This is a genomic window from Sphingobacterium alimentarium (assembly GCF_004342685.1).
Taxonomy (GTDB): Bacteria; Bacteroidota; Bacteroidia; order Sphingobacteriales; family Sphingobacteriaceae; genus Sphingobacterium; species Sphingobacterium alimentarium.
In genome coordinates this window covers 1-15264 of record NZ_SMBZ01000003.1, presented here as the reverse complement: position 1 = coordinate 15264, position 15264 = coordinate 1, and the positions used below count along the sequence as shown (strand labels likewise).

Below are 15264 nucleotides of genomic sequence, written 5' to 3'. Positions count from 1 at the left end.
CTATGTGGATATATGGACTACCATCCTGGCGCGAAGTTTAATCCAAATGTTCCAAATTTAGATTTTGTCTTTTGGAATGGAATAGCATAGTAAGGTTCCAATATCATTGCGCCAAATAAATTTATACGTAAAGAAACTCCTGCGCTGAATACAGGTACACGAATATTAGGATCGTAAATCATGATAGGATTGCCTGATGGATCTAATACTTGCTGTCCGTTGCTCATTGCCGGCACGATATCATCAGCCGAACGGCTCATCTTAATCGTGTTGCCACCGTACCAAGCCAGACCACCGTCGACGAAGAAGTTTAGATCAGAGAACAAAAGACCGGATTTGACCAAGGCTAACTTTTCAGGTCCCGTGAATGGAATACGTATCTCAAAATTACCGATAGCCATACGTGAGCCCGAAAGCTCTTGGAAGCCTACATTACCAGTTACATCCACATTACCACTTTCATACCCTCTTATTAGATACGGGTAACCGATATATACTGGATATAAGGCACGTTCATCCTTACCCATACGCATATAAGAGTAGAAGCGCGCTGCTACTGTCACGGGCTTATAACGGTTATATTTTCTTAAATCTATATTGGCAGCGGTGAAGTTATAATCTCCAAAATATTGCTCCGCTCCTACACGGTATCTGAATCCTTGCAATGGTGCGGCGATACCGAAAATAGCATTATCACCTACAAAACCTGCATTCACCTGTTGGATGACGAAAGGTTCCAAATTTCCGAAACCAATCTCTGAAGCTTCTTCGTTGGATATTTTTTGACGGTCTCCATAGCCATACAAATAACTTTGTCTCCATTTATCCACCCGGTAGCCGTATCGTGAGATGGCGGCGCCAACTTCAAAACGATGATTACGGTTGAATGGATGCGCCACAAAGGCTTCGGCCTGTGTTTGGAACGTACGAATAATATAGGTATTTATGGAGGGCTCGTCGCCATAACCAAAATTCTCATATCCATACGACGAAAAACCAGTCATATACGGAATGTGCGAAATGGCACCACCCCAATTTAAGCGGCTGCGCTGGTTGATATATGCAACTTGACCACCGAAATCGTAGATTTCCCCATTGATATTCAACGCTGCAAATATTTGGTTATAACCCAAGATATCCGAAAATATCCCCTGTACACCCGAGTTGATACCCGCACCATAGCGGGATCCCACAGACATACCCACACCTGAGTTGGCTAAATAATCCAATTTAAATTTCGGCGTATAGGCTATATTATTAATCTGATCGTCCGAAATCCGATTGAAGACATTGAAATTGCTCAAATTGTGATTGACAACATTGACACCCCGATCGACATTGGGTGGCAAAATTGCTGCCGTCATATCTATTTCGGTAGGTGAAACTGATTCTGGACTAAAGTCGCTGGCATGTGCGCGGAATATCTCGTACTTTTTCTTTTTAAAGAAAGAATAAACGATATCATCATTAGCGGATACCGAAATGGCAGGAGAATATTCAGTAATACCCGAAATACCTGTAAAATAATCCGTCATACGCTCCACTGAAGCCGAATTGAGATGGTATCGGAAAAGGTTTCTGAATCCGTCACTGTTGGACAAGAAATATATTGCCGTACCATCAGCCGAAAACTGAGGGTTCAGATTGTTCGCTCCAGGGAACACCGGTATATTCGTTATTTTTCCTGTAGCTATTTCGTACATGGCCAGATTCATTGGGATTTTCACCGAACGATTGTCTCCTTGCAATGCCAATCGATCTGTACTGAATACGATATATTTACCATCTCTGGAATAGTTGGGCTGATAATCCGAATAGACATCCTTTGTCAACTGTTTAACCTCTTTCGTACGTGTGTTGTAAGTGTACAGATCCGAATGCCCTTCCATCAGACCAGAAAAGGCAATCGTTTCGCCGTCTGGTGCCCAAGCAATATTCGCAAATTCGACGATATCCCCCATGGCTTCGGTCAGAATAGGATTACCAGACTGTACGTCGACGACCATGAGTTTATTTTTACCCTGTGAGAATACGGAAAAAGCAAACTTTTTGGAATCAGGTGAGAACGACCCCGCCGATTCGAGGAAGCTAAACTCATCAATATCCCTATTGGTGAGTTTACTCCCCAGTTTTCGTATCCGTTTACCCGTCTGGGCATCCGCCAGATACAAGTCTATACTAAATAAATCCTGTTCGGAGAGGTAAACTATATATTTGCCATCCGGCGAAATGGATGGGGATAAGTTCATATTTCCGGCATTGCTTGTATTTACTAAGCTCACACCTATTGGTCTTGTCGTGGTATCTTTTCCCAAATTACGATATCCCTGTTCCATGCTATTTTTCCAGAGCGTGGACATAGTTTGCGAATCATAGCCAAACACACGGCGCATCGCAAATTCATAGCCATATTTAGCAGTTTCTATAAACAATGGCATGATCACCGTATCGCCATATGTCGATCCGATAAAAGACCAAAACGCTTGACCATAACGATAAGGGAAATAATCATAAGACTGCTCCGTCATCTGCTTGAGCGAAGGAATATCTTTGTGCAAATAGGCATCACGCATCCACATAGAGGTAAAAGCATCATTCTTGCCAATGGAAAAATATTCGGCCATACCTTCTATCATCCAAAGGGGAATATTCCCTATATTTTCTAAACGCGTAGAATCCCCACCTTCCATGATGACCCGGTATTGAAAGGCGTGAACCAACTCGTGCCCCAACACATGGCGTGTCTGCTGATTGATCTGCATGATTGGCATAACAACCCGCTGTTTGAATGCTTCAGTAACACCGCCGGTTCCTACTGATATTTCACCAGAAATGGCTGTTGTTTGCTGAAATTCAGGGTGGTTATTATAAATTATAATTGGGTTCTTGCGCAAGAATGTATCTTGAAATACCTGCTGATGCAAATCGTACCAAATTTCTGACTCTTTGGATAGCCAGCGCATCATCGAGTCATTCTTGAGGTAATAGTAAATATTGAAGTGCGGGGTATCATAGACCTTGAAATCCAGCTTTTTGTAGCGCATTTTATTCTGCCCAAAATACTGCGCATGCGCCGTACTACATAAGCATATCAAAAGCAGGCTATATAATATCGTCGTGAAATATTTCCTATACATTAAATTCATAGTTATGCCAGTTAGTATATTAAATATAATTAATATTTTTAGAACTCTTCATTTTCTGTTTGCTCGGTCGTCGTACTTTCTACGGGCTCTACTTCTTCCAACTCCTCCGTCTCGTTTTGTGAACTGTCTCTTGGCGCACTGTGGTAGATTCGCGGGGACGGACATTTGTATTGTTTGGTAATCTCAACGGTTGGTTCTGGGAATTTTCCAAAAGTCACTCCCAGTTCAGGATGCTTATAGACTTCTTCCATAAACATCGCATAAATAGGTAATGCTGTCTTAGAGCCTTCACCCGTAGCGGAATTTTTAAAGTGTATACTTTGTTCATCACAACCAACCCACACCCCTGCTACCAAGTCTTTTGTCACTCCCATATACCAGGCATCAACGTAATCCGAAGAAGTTCCCGTTTTACCTCCTATTTCATTATTCTCTTTGAATAAATCCCACTCCCATAAAGCCTGTGAAGTACCTCCTGGTTCTTCAATCGTGCCACGCAACATGTACGTCATCAGCCAAGCATTTTCGGGACTGATAGCTTGCTTATGCTCCGTTTTGAAAGAAGCAATCACATGGCCATCCTGATCCACAATCTTAGACACCAAAATAGGGTCCGTAGTTTTCCCTCCATTCATAAAGGTACTGTAGGCTTTGACCATTTCGTAGACAGATACATCATTGGGGCCCAACCCCACAGAAGGCACAGCCTGCAGCTTGCTATCAATACCACATTTATGTGCTGTCTCGGCAACTTTATCGGCACCAACTGCTTCTGTCACTTGTGCAGTAATGGTATTCAAGGATCTAGCCATAGCATGGCGCAGCGACATATCGCTATAAGAAATAGACCAATCAGCGTTTTTAGGTTCCCATACTTCTGGACCATCCTTGCCTTCAAACTCTAGGCGCACAGGTTTGTCTGTAAACTTATCACAAGGTGTCATACCCGCTTCCAATGCCGCTAAATACACAAAGGGTTTGAAAGTAGACCCTGCTTGACGCTTAGCTTGTTTTACATGGTCAAACTTATAATATTGATGGTTGATGCCACCCACCCAAACTTTGATTTCGCCATTGTATGGATCCATAGCCATCATACCCGTATTCAACATCATCGCATAATGTTTTAAAGAATCCATCGTCGAGAAATTTACTTTCTCAATGCCATCCCAAGTGAAAACCTCCATCTCCTTTTTCACATTCAGCACCTGAAATACACTGTCCTCATTGTTTTCAAACTGTTCCATCAGATTCTTATAGATCGATAGCTTACGCGCCTGGTTTTCTAAAAATTCAGGTATCACATTACCCTCTTTGTCGCGCCATGGCTCTTCACTGCCCCAAGTATTTTTAAGCCTTTGCTGCAACTCTTTCATCTTTACCGCCATCACATCCTCGGCTATCTTTTGCATGCGAGAGTCTATGGTCGTATAGATTTTTAGTCCAGCTTTATTGATATCTATTTCATTATCCTGACTCCACTTATCCAACCAACGGTAGACCGCGGAGCGGATATACGAATCGTTGGCATCCACATTGTCATGAAAACTGAGGTCTAACTTTAACGAGTCTTGAGACAGTTGTGCTACCTCCGCATCGGAAATATATCCCGCTTTTTGCATCTGCGATAACACCACATTACGACGCTGCACCGCATTTTTAGGATTGCGGATTGGATTATAGATGGTTGTACCCTTGAGCATACCAATAAGCAAGGCGCTTTCAGTCGTGCTCAGCTGTGAAGGTAATTTATTAAAATAGCGTAGTGACGCGGATTTGATTCCGTAGGCATTATTACTGAAGGATACTGTATTGAGATACATGGTTATGATATCTTTCTTGGAGTACCTGCCTTCCAGTTTGTAAGCCGTCATCCATTCTTTGTATTTTGTAATGAGGATTCGTACACCCGGGATTTTGCTGAGGTAGCCCTGGGAATGTGCGTAGCGCGTTTTGAAAAGATTTTTGGCCAATTGTTGGGTAATTGTGCTTCCACCACGTTGGTCACCTTTGATAGTAGAAATTATGCCCGATGCCAAACCCAAAAAATCAACTCCCTTATGTTTGTAGAAGCGAATATCTTCGGTCGCTATCAACGCGTCAATAATATGCGGAGATATACTGTCGAAAGCCACCGGGTCACGATCCTCATCGAAATAGCGTCCAATCAGCACTGAATCTGCCGTGTACAATTCTGACGCCACATTGAGTGTTGGCATCACAATATCTTTTTTGGTAGGTGAATATCCAAATAACCATAAAAAATTAAGCTGAACTGCACAGGTAAGCAATACGATGGAATATAGACCAATGATGATGTATCGCAGGAATCGATTTTTTACGCGTCTAAACATAGGGTAAATATGAATAAAATGTTTTGTATAAACGTATACAAAACTACATTTAAAACAAACTGAATAATAAAATTAACGATTTTTAACAAATCCTAATAATAGGTTAAATTGTACACAATCAAATAATTCAATTGCTGGAAATATTTAAAAATCATGTGTAGATTGCACAGTAGATAAAAAATCATTTTATTTTGACTAATTTTACGCTAGCATTTTAACTTATGACATGTTAAAACAGACTTTACAGCACAAATTATTACAGAAATTATCCCCACAGCAGATACAATTTATTAAGCTTCTGCAGGTGCCGACGGCTTCACTAGATGCGCGTATCAAAGAAGAGTTGGAAGAGAATCCAGCGCTCGAAGATGGCAGTCTGGCAAATATGAACGATCAGCTGGAAGACTATCCGGACAAAGATCCCGACGATTATGAAAAGAACGGCGAAGACTCTTTTGATGAGGAATTTTCTTTAGAAGAATATATTCAAGAAGATGACTATAAGGATTATGGCAGCAATTTCAATAATGACGATGATGATGATCATAAAGAGATTCCTATTGCCATTCAAGATTCTTTCTTCGAGAAATTACAGAATCAGCTCGATCTATTAGCCCTGACTGACAAGCAATACCTTATTGGCAACCAGATTATAGGTAGTCTGGATGACGATGGGTACCTTCGCCGTCCGCTCCTATCCTTAATTGATGATTTGGCTTTTTCGCAGAATGTAATCACCGAGGAAGAAGAAGTCGAAGAAATGCTCGGCATCATTCAAGAATTCGAGCCAGCGGGCATCGGTGCGCGCGATCTGCAAGAATGTCTGTTGATACAGTTGCGCAAGAAAAAAGATCAGGATACCATTGAGGTCAAAAGAGCCATTCAGGTGGTGGAAAATTACCTGGATGAATTCACGAAAAAACATTACGACAAGATCGAAAAGCAACTCGGTGTCAATTCCGAAGAGCTGAAAAACGTAATAAATGAAATATTAAAGCTTAACCCAAAGCCAGGCGATTCGGCCTCAGCTGCGGGCAAGCAATTGCATATTATTCCGGATTTCCATATTTCCAATAATGACGGGGTATTGCACCTGACTTTGAACGGGCGCAACGCTCCCGAGCTGCGCGTGTCCCGCACCTATATGGAAATGTTTGATCATTACGAGAAAACAGAAAAGACGGACAAAAAGATGAAGGAGGCTGTACAGTTTGTCAAATCCAAACTGGACTCCGCCAAATGGTTTATCGACGCCATCAAGCAAAGACAGCAGACTTTATTAAAAACCATGAATGCCATCATGAAGTTTCAATACGAATATTTCCTGACAGGAGATGACCGCATGCTGAAACCCATGATCCTAAAAGATATTGCCGAGGAGATTGATATGGATATCTCTACCGTATCACGCGTAGCCAATTCCAAATATGTGCAGACAGAATTTGGGACCTTCCTGCTGAAGTCTTTCTTTTCAGAGGCTATACAGACGGATTCAGGTGAAGAAGTATCCAACAAGGAGGTCAAAAAGATTCTGGAAGAATGTATTGCCAACGAGGACAAACGCAAGCCATTGGCGGACGAGAAACTGACCGAAATTCTAAAAGAAAAAGGATACACGATAGCCCGACGTACCGTGGCCAAATACAGGGAATCCATGAATATACCGGTAGCAAGATTAAGAAAGGAATTGTAACAACAATTCCTTTTTCTTTTGAAAAGTCATTTTATCTGATTTCAATACATAAAAAAAAAAGTCAATCCGATTGGATTGACTTTTATATTTTGCTCGAGAACAAAAATTAAACAGCTGGTTCCTGGTTTAATCCTTGTTTGTAGATAGCTTTTTTAACTTGAATACGACGAGTTACAGACTTCTTCTCGTATGCTTGACGAGAGCGTAATTCACGTAAAACCCCTGTCTTCTCAAATTTCTTCTTGAAGCGTTTCAATGCTCTATCTAAAGATTCTCCCTCTTTAACATTTACGATAATCATAGTTCCTGTATACCTCCTTTCGTTTGTAAAATTCTTTGTGCTGCAAAGGTAGAATTATTTTCCTTAAATCAAAACAAAATTAATAATAATATACGCTATAGGCCTGCATGAACAGAATCCTACAAGAGTCCCCATTTCTTTACCAGCACTTCCAGCGGTTCTTCTTTCGTGCACAATGCAGTATGCATTCCCAAAGCCGCCGCTGTACGCAAATGCTGTGGGCTGTCGTCGATAAACAAAGTTGTCGCGGGATTCAAGCCTTGCTCCCGTAGAACAAATTCAAAAATATCCGCATTCGGCTTGCGCATCCCCATGGTATGGGAATAATAAGCCTGTTGGAAAAAACCGCTGTTGTCGGCTATCCTATATTGATCTTGCAGATGCTGCATACAGTATGCATAGTGAATCGCATTATTATTGCTAAGCAGAAAAGTACGATACTTGCTTTTGAGCTGCATCAATATTTCATGCTTACCTTCAGGCACACCCAGCAATAAGGCATTCCACGCATGGTCTATTTGTTGGTCAGTAAGCGTATTGTTTTGCTTTAAATCTCTTATACCCTCCCGAAACTCCGCTGGACTGATATGGCCTTTATCAAAATCATCAAAAAGTTTGATTTGACCCGAATGAGCGAATATTTCATCCACATTACTTATACCTAATTGAGTAAAAGCCTGTTGCGATTTATCGAAGTCAATCATAAAAATTACATTGCCGTAATCGAGTATAATATTTTCAATTTTTTGCATTTTAAATTTGGTTTTTTCCCTACAAATATCAATATTTGCATCGTCAAAAGGGAATTAATTCTCAATAAGACAAGCGCTCCTATAGCTCAGTTGGTTAGAGTAGAAGACTCATAATCTTTTGGTCACTGGTTCGAGCCCAGTTGGGAGCACTTTACAAAACCCTGATTCTTAACGAATTAGGGTTTTGTTTTTTAACAGAACTACCCAATTCTTGGCGCAACTTTTTCATGCTCCAACCGTGTTTCCAGCGATTTAAGGCATATGAGGTGTAAATTTTGGCGCAAGCTATTTGGAGCACGATTTTGAGACAACACACACGATCTGGTGCTTATGTTTTTGAATAATATTACTCACTCAAACCTCGTTTAAAGAACATAGACCAGCAGAAATGACCAATGTCTCTAATTGAGGAGGTACCCTTTTTTACTCGTTTACAAGCGTCGAATACCAATTTACCACTTGCACCTTCAATTGATCAGGATTCATATCTCTAAAGAACATGTACCCATCGGCGTCCTTTCCGTCCAAATACTTATCGTAAGCATCTCCAACTCCATCAAAGAAATCTTCTGGCTCGATAAATAATGGTGTTAAACAGAATACGTAATGGTTAGTCTTGTTGACCTTAAATACAATTGGTCGATAATGCTTCTCTCCCACTGTAACGGGTTCATGATGGAAGCCTAGCTGCTCAGCAATTGACTGAAACAACTCAAAAGGTAGTACTTCTTGCATTCTTAAAATATTTGATGATTATGACTACACAAATGACTGTTGCATAGCTGTTAATGACAGTTCAAATATACGGATTAATCACAAGACCACACTCACTAGGGAGAAAATACAGCAAATCCCAACTAACTCGATTCGAATTTCAACGAAAAGCCATACTGTTCGTATTGAAGGAAAAGCTGATTTGTCAGTATCTGCCGCTAAAGCCTTCAAGGGTGACCCTACACTGTATAATCCTGAAGATTTACTGTTGAGTAGTTTGGCATCCTGCCACATGATGTCTTATCTATACGTTTGCGCACAACATCAAATTGAACTCGTATCCTACACGGACCAAGCAAAAGCTATCCTAGAAACATATGCCGACGGATCGGGAAAGATTATAGAAGTGATCCTGGAACCAACAGTCATCGTGAAGGACAACTCTACCATTGAGAAAGCGATCGCATTACATGAGAAAGCCCATGAACTTTGTTTTATAGCTAATTCTTGCAATTTCCCTGTACGATATGATGTACATTGCACAGCTGAGCCCTCTTAGTAACATCCCTATAGATAAGCCTGAACAACAGGATCTTTCGTAATTCTTTAAATTCAAAGATTTTATGATTAGGAGGTATGATCTTCTTAATTGTACTTTCTGCTTACCCACTTACATATATTTCCCTATCCCCAGCATAAAACCAGTCCTCATACCTCATATCCTATTTTCGTTACTCTTTATATTCTTGTTATGTAGAATAAAATCATATTTTTAAGAGAACAATATTTTAAATCATTTAAAATTATGAAGCAACTCTTTCTTACCTTAATCACGATTTGTCTAGTCCATCTGGTATCCGCACAGGAACAAATAAAGCTCAGTAAAGCCCAAGCCAAGTATGAATACAGTGAAATCATTTCTAATTCGCGCATATTGAGTTCTAAGCCCAGAATTAGGGTAGATTTTGGAAAAGCATATTCATTTTGGAAAGACAAAAGGATGCTTTTAGATGCACAAGGAAAAGAAGTGAAGTTTAATAGTTCTATTGATGCCTTAAACTACATGGCTTCCTTCGGGTGGGAATTAGTAAATTCGTATTCCGTAATAGAATCGGATGATTCCAAATCATTTTACTATGTGCTCAAACGCGAATTAACAGTGGAAGAAAAGGAAGAAGACCGTTATAATTAAATCCTATTTTTAGATAAAGCATAAACTGGAATTGCTATGCGCAAATTATCACTTTTTATAGCCATGAGTTTGGATGGTTATATTGCAAAACCAAACGATGACCTTAGTTTCTTAGACCTCGTAGAAAAAGAAGGCGAAGACTATGGCTATACCGCATTCACATCGAGCATCGATACCTTAATAATTGGTCGACGTACATACGACTATGTAGTAAAGCATGTTGGCGCTTCACATTATGATAATGGGGACCGTGACGTATATGTGATTACCAAAACCGAACGACCAGCTCTCGGCAGAACGACTTTTTATACTGGTAATGTGCAGGAATTAGTACAAAGATTGAAAGCTCAAAGCGGTAAAAATATATATTGTGATGGCGGTGCGGAAGTTATAAATGAATTATTAAAACACGACTTGATAGATGAATTTATTATTTCGATCATACCGGTTTTGGTCGGCGGGGGAACAAGACTATTCAAGGAAGGCGTACCTGAGTTAATCCTCGAACATGTGGAGACAAAAACATTTGATGCTGGACTGACACAGCTACATTACAGACGAAAACATTTTTAGGTAGGAGAAATAAATCAGAAGAAGATGTCTAAAAAAATCAGGGTTTATTTTAATTTGCAAATTTTAAAAAGCAGTCTAATTGTGTAACAAAAAGGTTACCGTTTATTATAATTTATAATACATATAAAACACTATAGATAGAATCTATGCAATAATTCTTAACTCCTCAATCCATATTCTATATCTTAGCTCGCTATACCACTAAATATAAATTATAAATGCAGCAAACCATAGAATTTATTTATAACATAGTCTGGTCAGATGCGTTAGTTTATCTCTGTCTGTTGACCGGAATATTCTTAACGATTCGATTCAGATTTCCTCAAATCACCCATATAAAACAAATGGTAACCCTGCTGTTTAAAGGCGGTAAATCGGACAAGGGTATCTCCTCTTTTCAAGCATTTTCACTAGCAGTATCTGGCCGTGTAGGAACAGGAAATATCGCTGGCGTCGCCACGGCAATAGGAATGGGTGGACCTGGTGCCGTATTTTGGATGTGGGCCATTGCACTTTTAGGCAGTTCGTCGGCCATCATTGAAGCCACACTTGGTCAGATGTACAAAGAAGTCAAAGATGGTCAATATAGAGGTGGTCCTGCTTATTATATCCAAAAGGGGCTGAATAACAAAACCTTTGCCTGGACTTTTGCCATTGTTACCATTATCTCGACCGGATTTCTGCTGCCCAGCGTACAAAGTAATAGTATAGCGGTAGCTGTGAATAATTCCTTTGGGCTTTCCCCCTATCTGATCGGCGGTCTATTATGTGCACTATTAGGTTTTATTATTATTGGTGGTGTAAATCGTATCGGCAAAATAGCGGAATACGTAGTGCCTTTGATGGCAGGATTATATATAATCATGGCCATAATCATCATTGTTTTGAATTTTAGTCAGATTCCTGCGGTATTCGCTTTAATATTCAAATCTGCATTTAATCTTGAATCATCATTTGGCGGAATTGTAGGTACAGCTATTGCCTGGGGGGTAAAACGAGGTATCTACAGTAACGAGGCAGGACAAGGTACTGCACCTCATGCCGCCGCTGCTGCGGAAGTGTCCCACCCTATTAAACAAGGTTTAGTGCAAGGTTTTTCGGTGTATGTAGATACATTATTTGTATGCACAGCTACAGCTTTGATGATATTATTTACGGGCAAATACAATGTTGCTCATCCAGAGGGCGGCTTTATTGTCGAAAATATTCCAAATGTAGAAGTTGGTCCTATTTATACGCAAATGGCGGTATCCCACCATTTTCCTTTGATAGGCGACTCCTTTGTCGCAATAGCATTGACCTTCTTTGCGTTTACTACGATTATGGCTTATTATTATATCGCCGAAACCAATATTAGCTTTATCCAATCCCGAAATACAGCCAAAATACTCCTTTACACGTTACGAATTTTGATTCTAGTTTCTGTTTTTGTGGGATGTATCAGCACAGCCAAATTAGCTTGGGATCTCGGTGATATAGGCGTAGGTCTGATGGCATGGCTTAATCTTATAGCCATATTGCTATTGCACAAAAAAGTACTTGTCTTATTTAATGATTATAACAAGCAATATAAATCAGGGAAAGATCCTGAATTCAATAACTCCAAAACCAAGTTTCCTAATATGGAAATCTGGAATAAAAACTAATACCTATGGCACAATTCATTAATTTAAATGTCTTCAAAGTCTTTTTCAAATCCAGTAATGCAGGAGGAATATTACTCTTCATATGTGTGATACTCTCCTTGATCATAGCAAATACTTCCATGTCCGCCTCGCTTCAGAATCTCTTAGATTACAAAATTGGCTATGAAAGCGAATCTATACATTTAAATTATTCTATACTGCTGTGGATTAATGATGGCTTGATGGCAATCTTTTTCTTGTTAGTGGGTTTAGAGATTAAACGTGAGATTGTCGAAGGCGAGTTATCTTCCCCTAAAAAGGCTTCACTGCCTATCCTCTGTGCAATCGGAGGAGCTGTAGTGCCTGCTATTATCTACTTAAGCCTTAATGCTGGGAAAGATACAAGCACCGGATGGGGTATCCCTATGGCTACGGATATTGCTTTTGCATTAGCCGTGATAAACCTTTTAGGTAATAAAATACCTTCCAGCCTTAAAATATTTTTAGCGGCTCTAGCCATCGTCGATGACCTCATTGCGATTCTCGTCATTGCCTTATTTTATTCTTCAGGGATTGATGTTACTTATCTGATGTACGCAGGAGCTGGATTGGCTATATTAATAGCAATGAACAGAATGAATATCCAAAACCCCTATTTGTACCTCATTCCAGGTGTATTTATTTGGTATTTTGTTCATCACTCAGGTATACATGCCACTATCGCGGGTGTTTTAGTAGCGATGACTATACCTACCAATGATACAGCTGTCGAATCACCTTTAGAAAGATTGGAGCACGCCTTAGTAAAGCCTGTCAATTTCTTTATTATTCCTCTATTTGCGTTTGCTAACACCAATATTACGCTGGAATCTAATATGATCAATGGACTTACGAATAGTTTAGGTTTGGGTATAGGATTAGGATTATTAGTAGGCAAGCCAATTGGTATACTTGTGACCTCGTATTTGTGTAGCAAATTGAAAATAAGTTCGCTGCCTCTAGGCGCCAATTGGATGCATATATTTGGTGTGGGTTTGCTAGCCGGTATTGGATTTACAATGTCCATATTCATCGGTATACTTTCCTTCGCGAGCCCGATATATGTCGCAGAAGCTAAATTGAGCATTCTAATTACCTCATTATTAGCAGGTATCATTGGCTTTATAGTATTGCGTCTACAATCTAACAAACACATTGCAAAACAATAAAACTATTTAAAGATTTTCATGTTATGAAAAGGGAGTTTATTAATTTCAGCTCCCTTTTTATTATCAGCCATGCTAAGAAGTATTTACAAATTTTTCAATCTTCATGATGGTGAAGATGCTAAGGATAAGGTTCTCGATAATGTTACTGCAAATATAACGTTCAAAGGAGCTAATTTATGGATTTTGGCCTGTGCCATAGTAATTGCATCCGTTGGCCTAAATGTTAACTCTACTGCGGTTATAATAGGTGCCATGCTTATCAGTCCACTGATGGGGCCTATTGTCGGAGCTGGTTTTGCACTCGGGACGTATGATTTTGATTTACTTAAGAAGTCCGGTAAAAATTTATTGACCGCTACCCTTGTCAGTTTATTTGTATCGTTTTTATATTTCTTAATCAGCCCCTTTAAGGATGCGCAATCCGAACTGCTTGCCAGGACATCCCCTAATATTTACGATGTTATCATAGCTTTCTTTGGTGGACTTGTTGGCGTAATTGCAATTACAAGGGTAGAAAAAGGAAATCCTATTCCGGGTGTGGCAATCGCTACGGCCTTAATGCCTCCCCTGTGTACAGCTGGATATGGTCTGGCGATCGGCAATATTTCCTATTTCGGTGGAGCAATTTATCTATATCTTATTAATTGTTTTTTCATCTGTATATCTACCTTCTTTATCGTCAAATTTCTAAAATATCCGAAGATAAAGTTTGTGGACAAAGCAAGAGAATCACGGATTACTAAAACTATTTCTGTTTTAATCGTCGTGATGTTGGTGCCTAGTTTTTATCTCGCGTATGTTCTATTAGAAGAGAAGAAGTTTACTCAAAATATAGATAAATTTATTCAGAATGAATTGGTCTATAAAGGGTATACGTTGATTTATCAGAAGACACAATTCAATAGTAGGCCAAAAAAACTAGAACTCGCATTTCTTGATAAGAGATTTTCTGTGGGCGAATTACAAGAGTTAAATCAGAAAATGGAATTATATGATATCCATAATACAGATTTGCTCATACGTCAAGATAGTTCTGACTTAAGAAAAGACATTCTGGAAGAAATCAGCAAACAAAATGAATATGTGAACCAAAAGGATATCACCATACAAAACCTCAAAAACGAGCTTAAAAGCTTCAAATTGGATGAAGATAAACTATTGGAAGAATTGAATATATTATATCCCAATCTCGCACCTTTTTCTTTAGGTAAGCAAAATGTTTATATCAACAAAGACAGTTCAGAATATCAGTATTATTTGATTCATCGAAACACACTTTCAGCAGAAGAAGTGGAATCGCTTAATAAGTGGCTGTCGTATAAACTGCCTAATAACGCGATTAATATTGTACCCTTGAAATAGGAAAGTAAAGCATTCTATTTTTCACAAAGTAATTTCTATAAAAGAGCTAATCATGATTAGCTCTTTTTGCTTTTATGGAGGTGTGGGATTATTGGATATGACATTGACTCGCGCTATATATACTGAGGTAATCGTAGGATAACACACTACAAATAATCTACGTTTTTTTCGATAGGGCAATATGTTTCCGGCAACTATCTTCTGATCGTCGATTTTACGGAAGTATTGGTTAGTTTTAATAATTTTTACCAGTACCGTCCTTTAGATTTGTATTTATATAATTAGATTACGATTTTGTATTCTAGAAACTAACCAACAGCAGTGGCTCATTTTAGTACCGTCAA

12 protein-coding genes and 1 tRNA gene are annotated in these 15264 nt (G+C 39.3%); 8 read left to right on the top strand and 5 right to left on the bottom strand.

Annotated features, from left to right (window positions below):
* Positions 1-17 precede the first annotated feature (17 nt).
* The gene (locus EDC17_RS01840; protein ID WP_243645944.1) at positions 18-3146 is read right to left on the bottom strand and encodes a basic secretory protein-like protein; all 3129 of its coding nucleotides are present in this window, start codon (positions 3144-3146) and stop codon (positions 18-20) included.
* A 38-nt stretch (positions 3147-3184) separates the two neighbouring features.
* Complete coding sequence (locus tag EDC17_RS01835) at positions 3185-5500, bottom strand: transglycosylase domain-containing protein (protein WP_132776323.1); 2316 nt, start codon at positions 5498-5500, stop codon at positions 3185-3187.
* A gap of 226 nt (positions 5501-5726) precedes the next feature.
* Here EDC17_RS01835 and rpoN point away from each other — a divergent pair, with 226 nt between their 5' ends.
* Positions 5727-7193, top strand: coding sequence for an RNA polymerase factor sigma-54 (gene rpoN, locus EDC17_RS01830; protein WP_132776321.1), 1467 nt, complete (start codon positions 5727-5729; stop codon positions 7191-7193).
* A gap of 106 nt (positions 7194-7299) precedes the next feature.
* On the opposite strand, the gene rpsU is transcribed toward rpoN, so the two are convergent.
* On the bottom strand, positions 7300-7494 hold the full coding sequence (rpsU, locus tag EDC17_RS01825; RefSeq protein WP_132776320.1) for a 30S ribosomal protein S21: 195 nt from the start codon (positions 7492-7494) through the stop codon (positions 7300-7302).
* A gap of 119 nt (positions 7495-7613) precedes the next feature.
* Positions 7614-8246 carry an HAD family hydrolase gene (locus tag EDC17_RS01820; RefSeq protein ID WP_132776318.1) on the bottom strand — a complete coding sequence of 211 codons (633 nt, stop codon included), beginning with the start codon at positions 8244-8246 and terminating at the stop codon, positions 7614-7616.
* Between the two features lie 75 nt (positions 8247-8321).
* On the opposite strand from EDC17_RS01820, the gene EDC17_RS01815 reads away from it, so the two are divergent.
* Positions 8322-8395: transfer RNA gene (locus EDC17_RS01815), tRNA-Ile, on the top strand.
* A gap of 274 nt (positions 8396-8669) precedes the next feature.
* Here the strand turns inward: EDC17_RS01815 and EDC17_RS01810 are convergent.
* Complete coding sequence (locus EDC17_RS01810) at positions 8670-8981, bottom strand: hypothetical protein (protein ID WP_132776316.1); 312 nt, start codon at positions 8979-8981, stop codon at positions 8670-8672.
* Positions 8982-9162: 181 nt separating this feature from the next.
* On the opposite strand from EDC17_RS01810, the gene EDC17_RS01805 reads away from it, so the two are divergent.
* From EDC17_RS01805 to EDC17_RS01780, 6 genes are all read left to right on the top strand, one after another.
* Positions 9163-9519 carry an OsmC family protein gene (locus EDC17_RS01805; protein WP_207895625.1) on the top strand — a complete coding sequence of 119 codons (357 nt, stop codon included), beginning with the start codon at positions 9163-9165 and terminating at the stop codon, positions 9517-9519.
* Between the two features lie 246 nt (positions 9520-9765).
* Positions 9766-10152 (top strand): hypothetical protein, encoded by a 387-nt coding sequence (locus EDC17_RS01800; protein ID WP_132776312.1) that lies wholly within the window; start codon positions 9766-9768, stop codon positions 10150-10152.
* Between the two features lie 36 nt (positions 10153-10188).
* Complete coding sequence (locus tag EDC17_RS01795) at positions 10189-10725, top strand: dihydrofolate reductase family protein (protein ID WP_132776310.1); 537 nt, start codon at positions 10189-10191, stop codon at positions 10723-10725.
* A 218-nt stretch (positions 10726-10943) separates the two neighbouring features.
* Positions 10944-12371 carry an alanine/glycine:cation symporter family protein gene (locus tag EDC17_RS01790; protein WP_132776308.1) on the top strand — a complete coding sequence of 476 codons (1428 nt, stop codon included), beginning with the start codon at positions 10944-10946 and terminating at the stop codon, positions 12369-12371.
* Between the two features lie 5 nt (positions 12372-12376).
* Positions 12377-13558 (top strand): Na+/H+ antiporter NhaA, encoded by a 1182-nt coding sequence (gene nhaA / locus EDC17_RS01785; RefSeq protein ID WP_132776306.1) that lies wholly within the window; start codon positions 12377-12379, stop codon positions 13556-13558.
* A gap of 69 nt (positions 13559-13627) precedes the next feature.
* Positions 13628-14920, top strand: coding sequence for a DUF389 domain-containing protein (locus EDC17_RS01780; RefSeq protein WP_132776304.1), 1293 nt, complete (start codon positions 13628-13630; stop codon positions 14918-14920).
* Positions 14921-15264: the final 344 nt, after the last annotated feature.

Coding starts and splice junctions, on each gene's coding strand:
- nhaA (WP_132776306.1), top strand. CDS start 12,377: ATGGCACAATTCATTAATTTAAATGTCTTCAAAGTCTTTTTCAAATCC.
- EDC17_RS01790 (WP_132776308.1), top strand. CDS start 10,944: ATGCAGCAAACCATAGAATTTATTTATAACATAGTCTGGTCAGATGCG.
- EDC17_RS01795 (WP_132776310.1), top strand. CDS start 10,189: ATGCGCAAATTATCACTTTTTATAGCCATGAGTTTGGATGGTTATATT.
- EDC17_RS01820 (WP_132776318.1), bottom strand. CDS start 8,246: ATGCAAAAAATTGAAAATATTATACTCGATTACGGCAATGTAATTTTT.
- rpsU (WP_132776320.1), bottom strand. CDS start 7,494: ATGATTATCGTAAATGTTAAAGAGGGAGAATCTTTAGATAGAGCATTG.
- EDC17_RS01780 (WP_132776304.1), top strand. CDS start 13,628: ATGCTAAGAAGTATTTACAAATTTTTCAATCTTCATGATGGTGAAGAT.
- EDC17_RS01800 (WP_132776312.1), top strand. CDS start 9,766: ATGAAGCAACTCTTTCTTACCTTAATCACGATTTGTCTAGTCCATCTG.
- rpoN (WP_132776321.1), top strand. CDS start 5,727: ATGTTAAAACAGACTTTACAGCACAAATTATTACAGAAATTATCCCCA.
- EDC17_RS01810 (WP_132776316.1), bottom strand. CDS start 8,981: ATGCAAGAAGTACTACCTTTTGAGTTGTTTCAGTCAATTGCTGAGCAG.
- EDC17_RS01835 (WP_132776323.1), bottom strand. CDS start 5,500: ATGTTTAGACGCGTAAAAAATCGATTCCTGCGATACATCATCATTGGT.
- EDC17_RS01840 (WP_243645944.1), bottom strand. CDS start 3,146: ATGAATTTAATGTATAGGAAATATTTCACGACGATATTATATAGCCTG.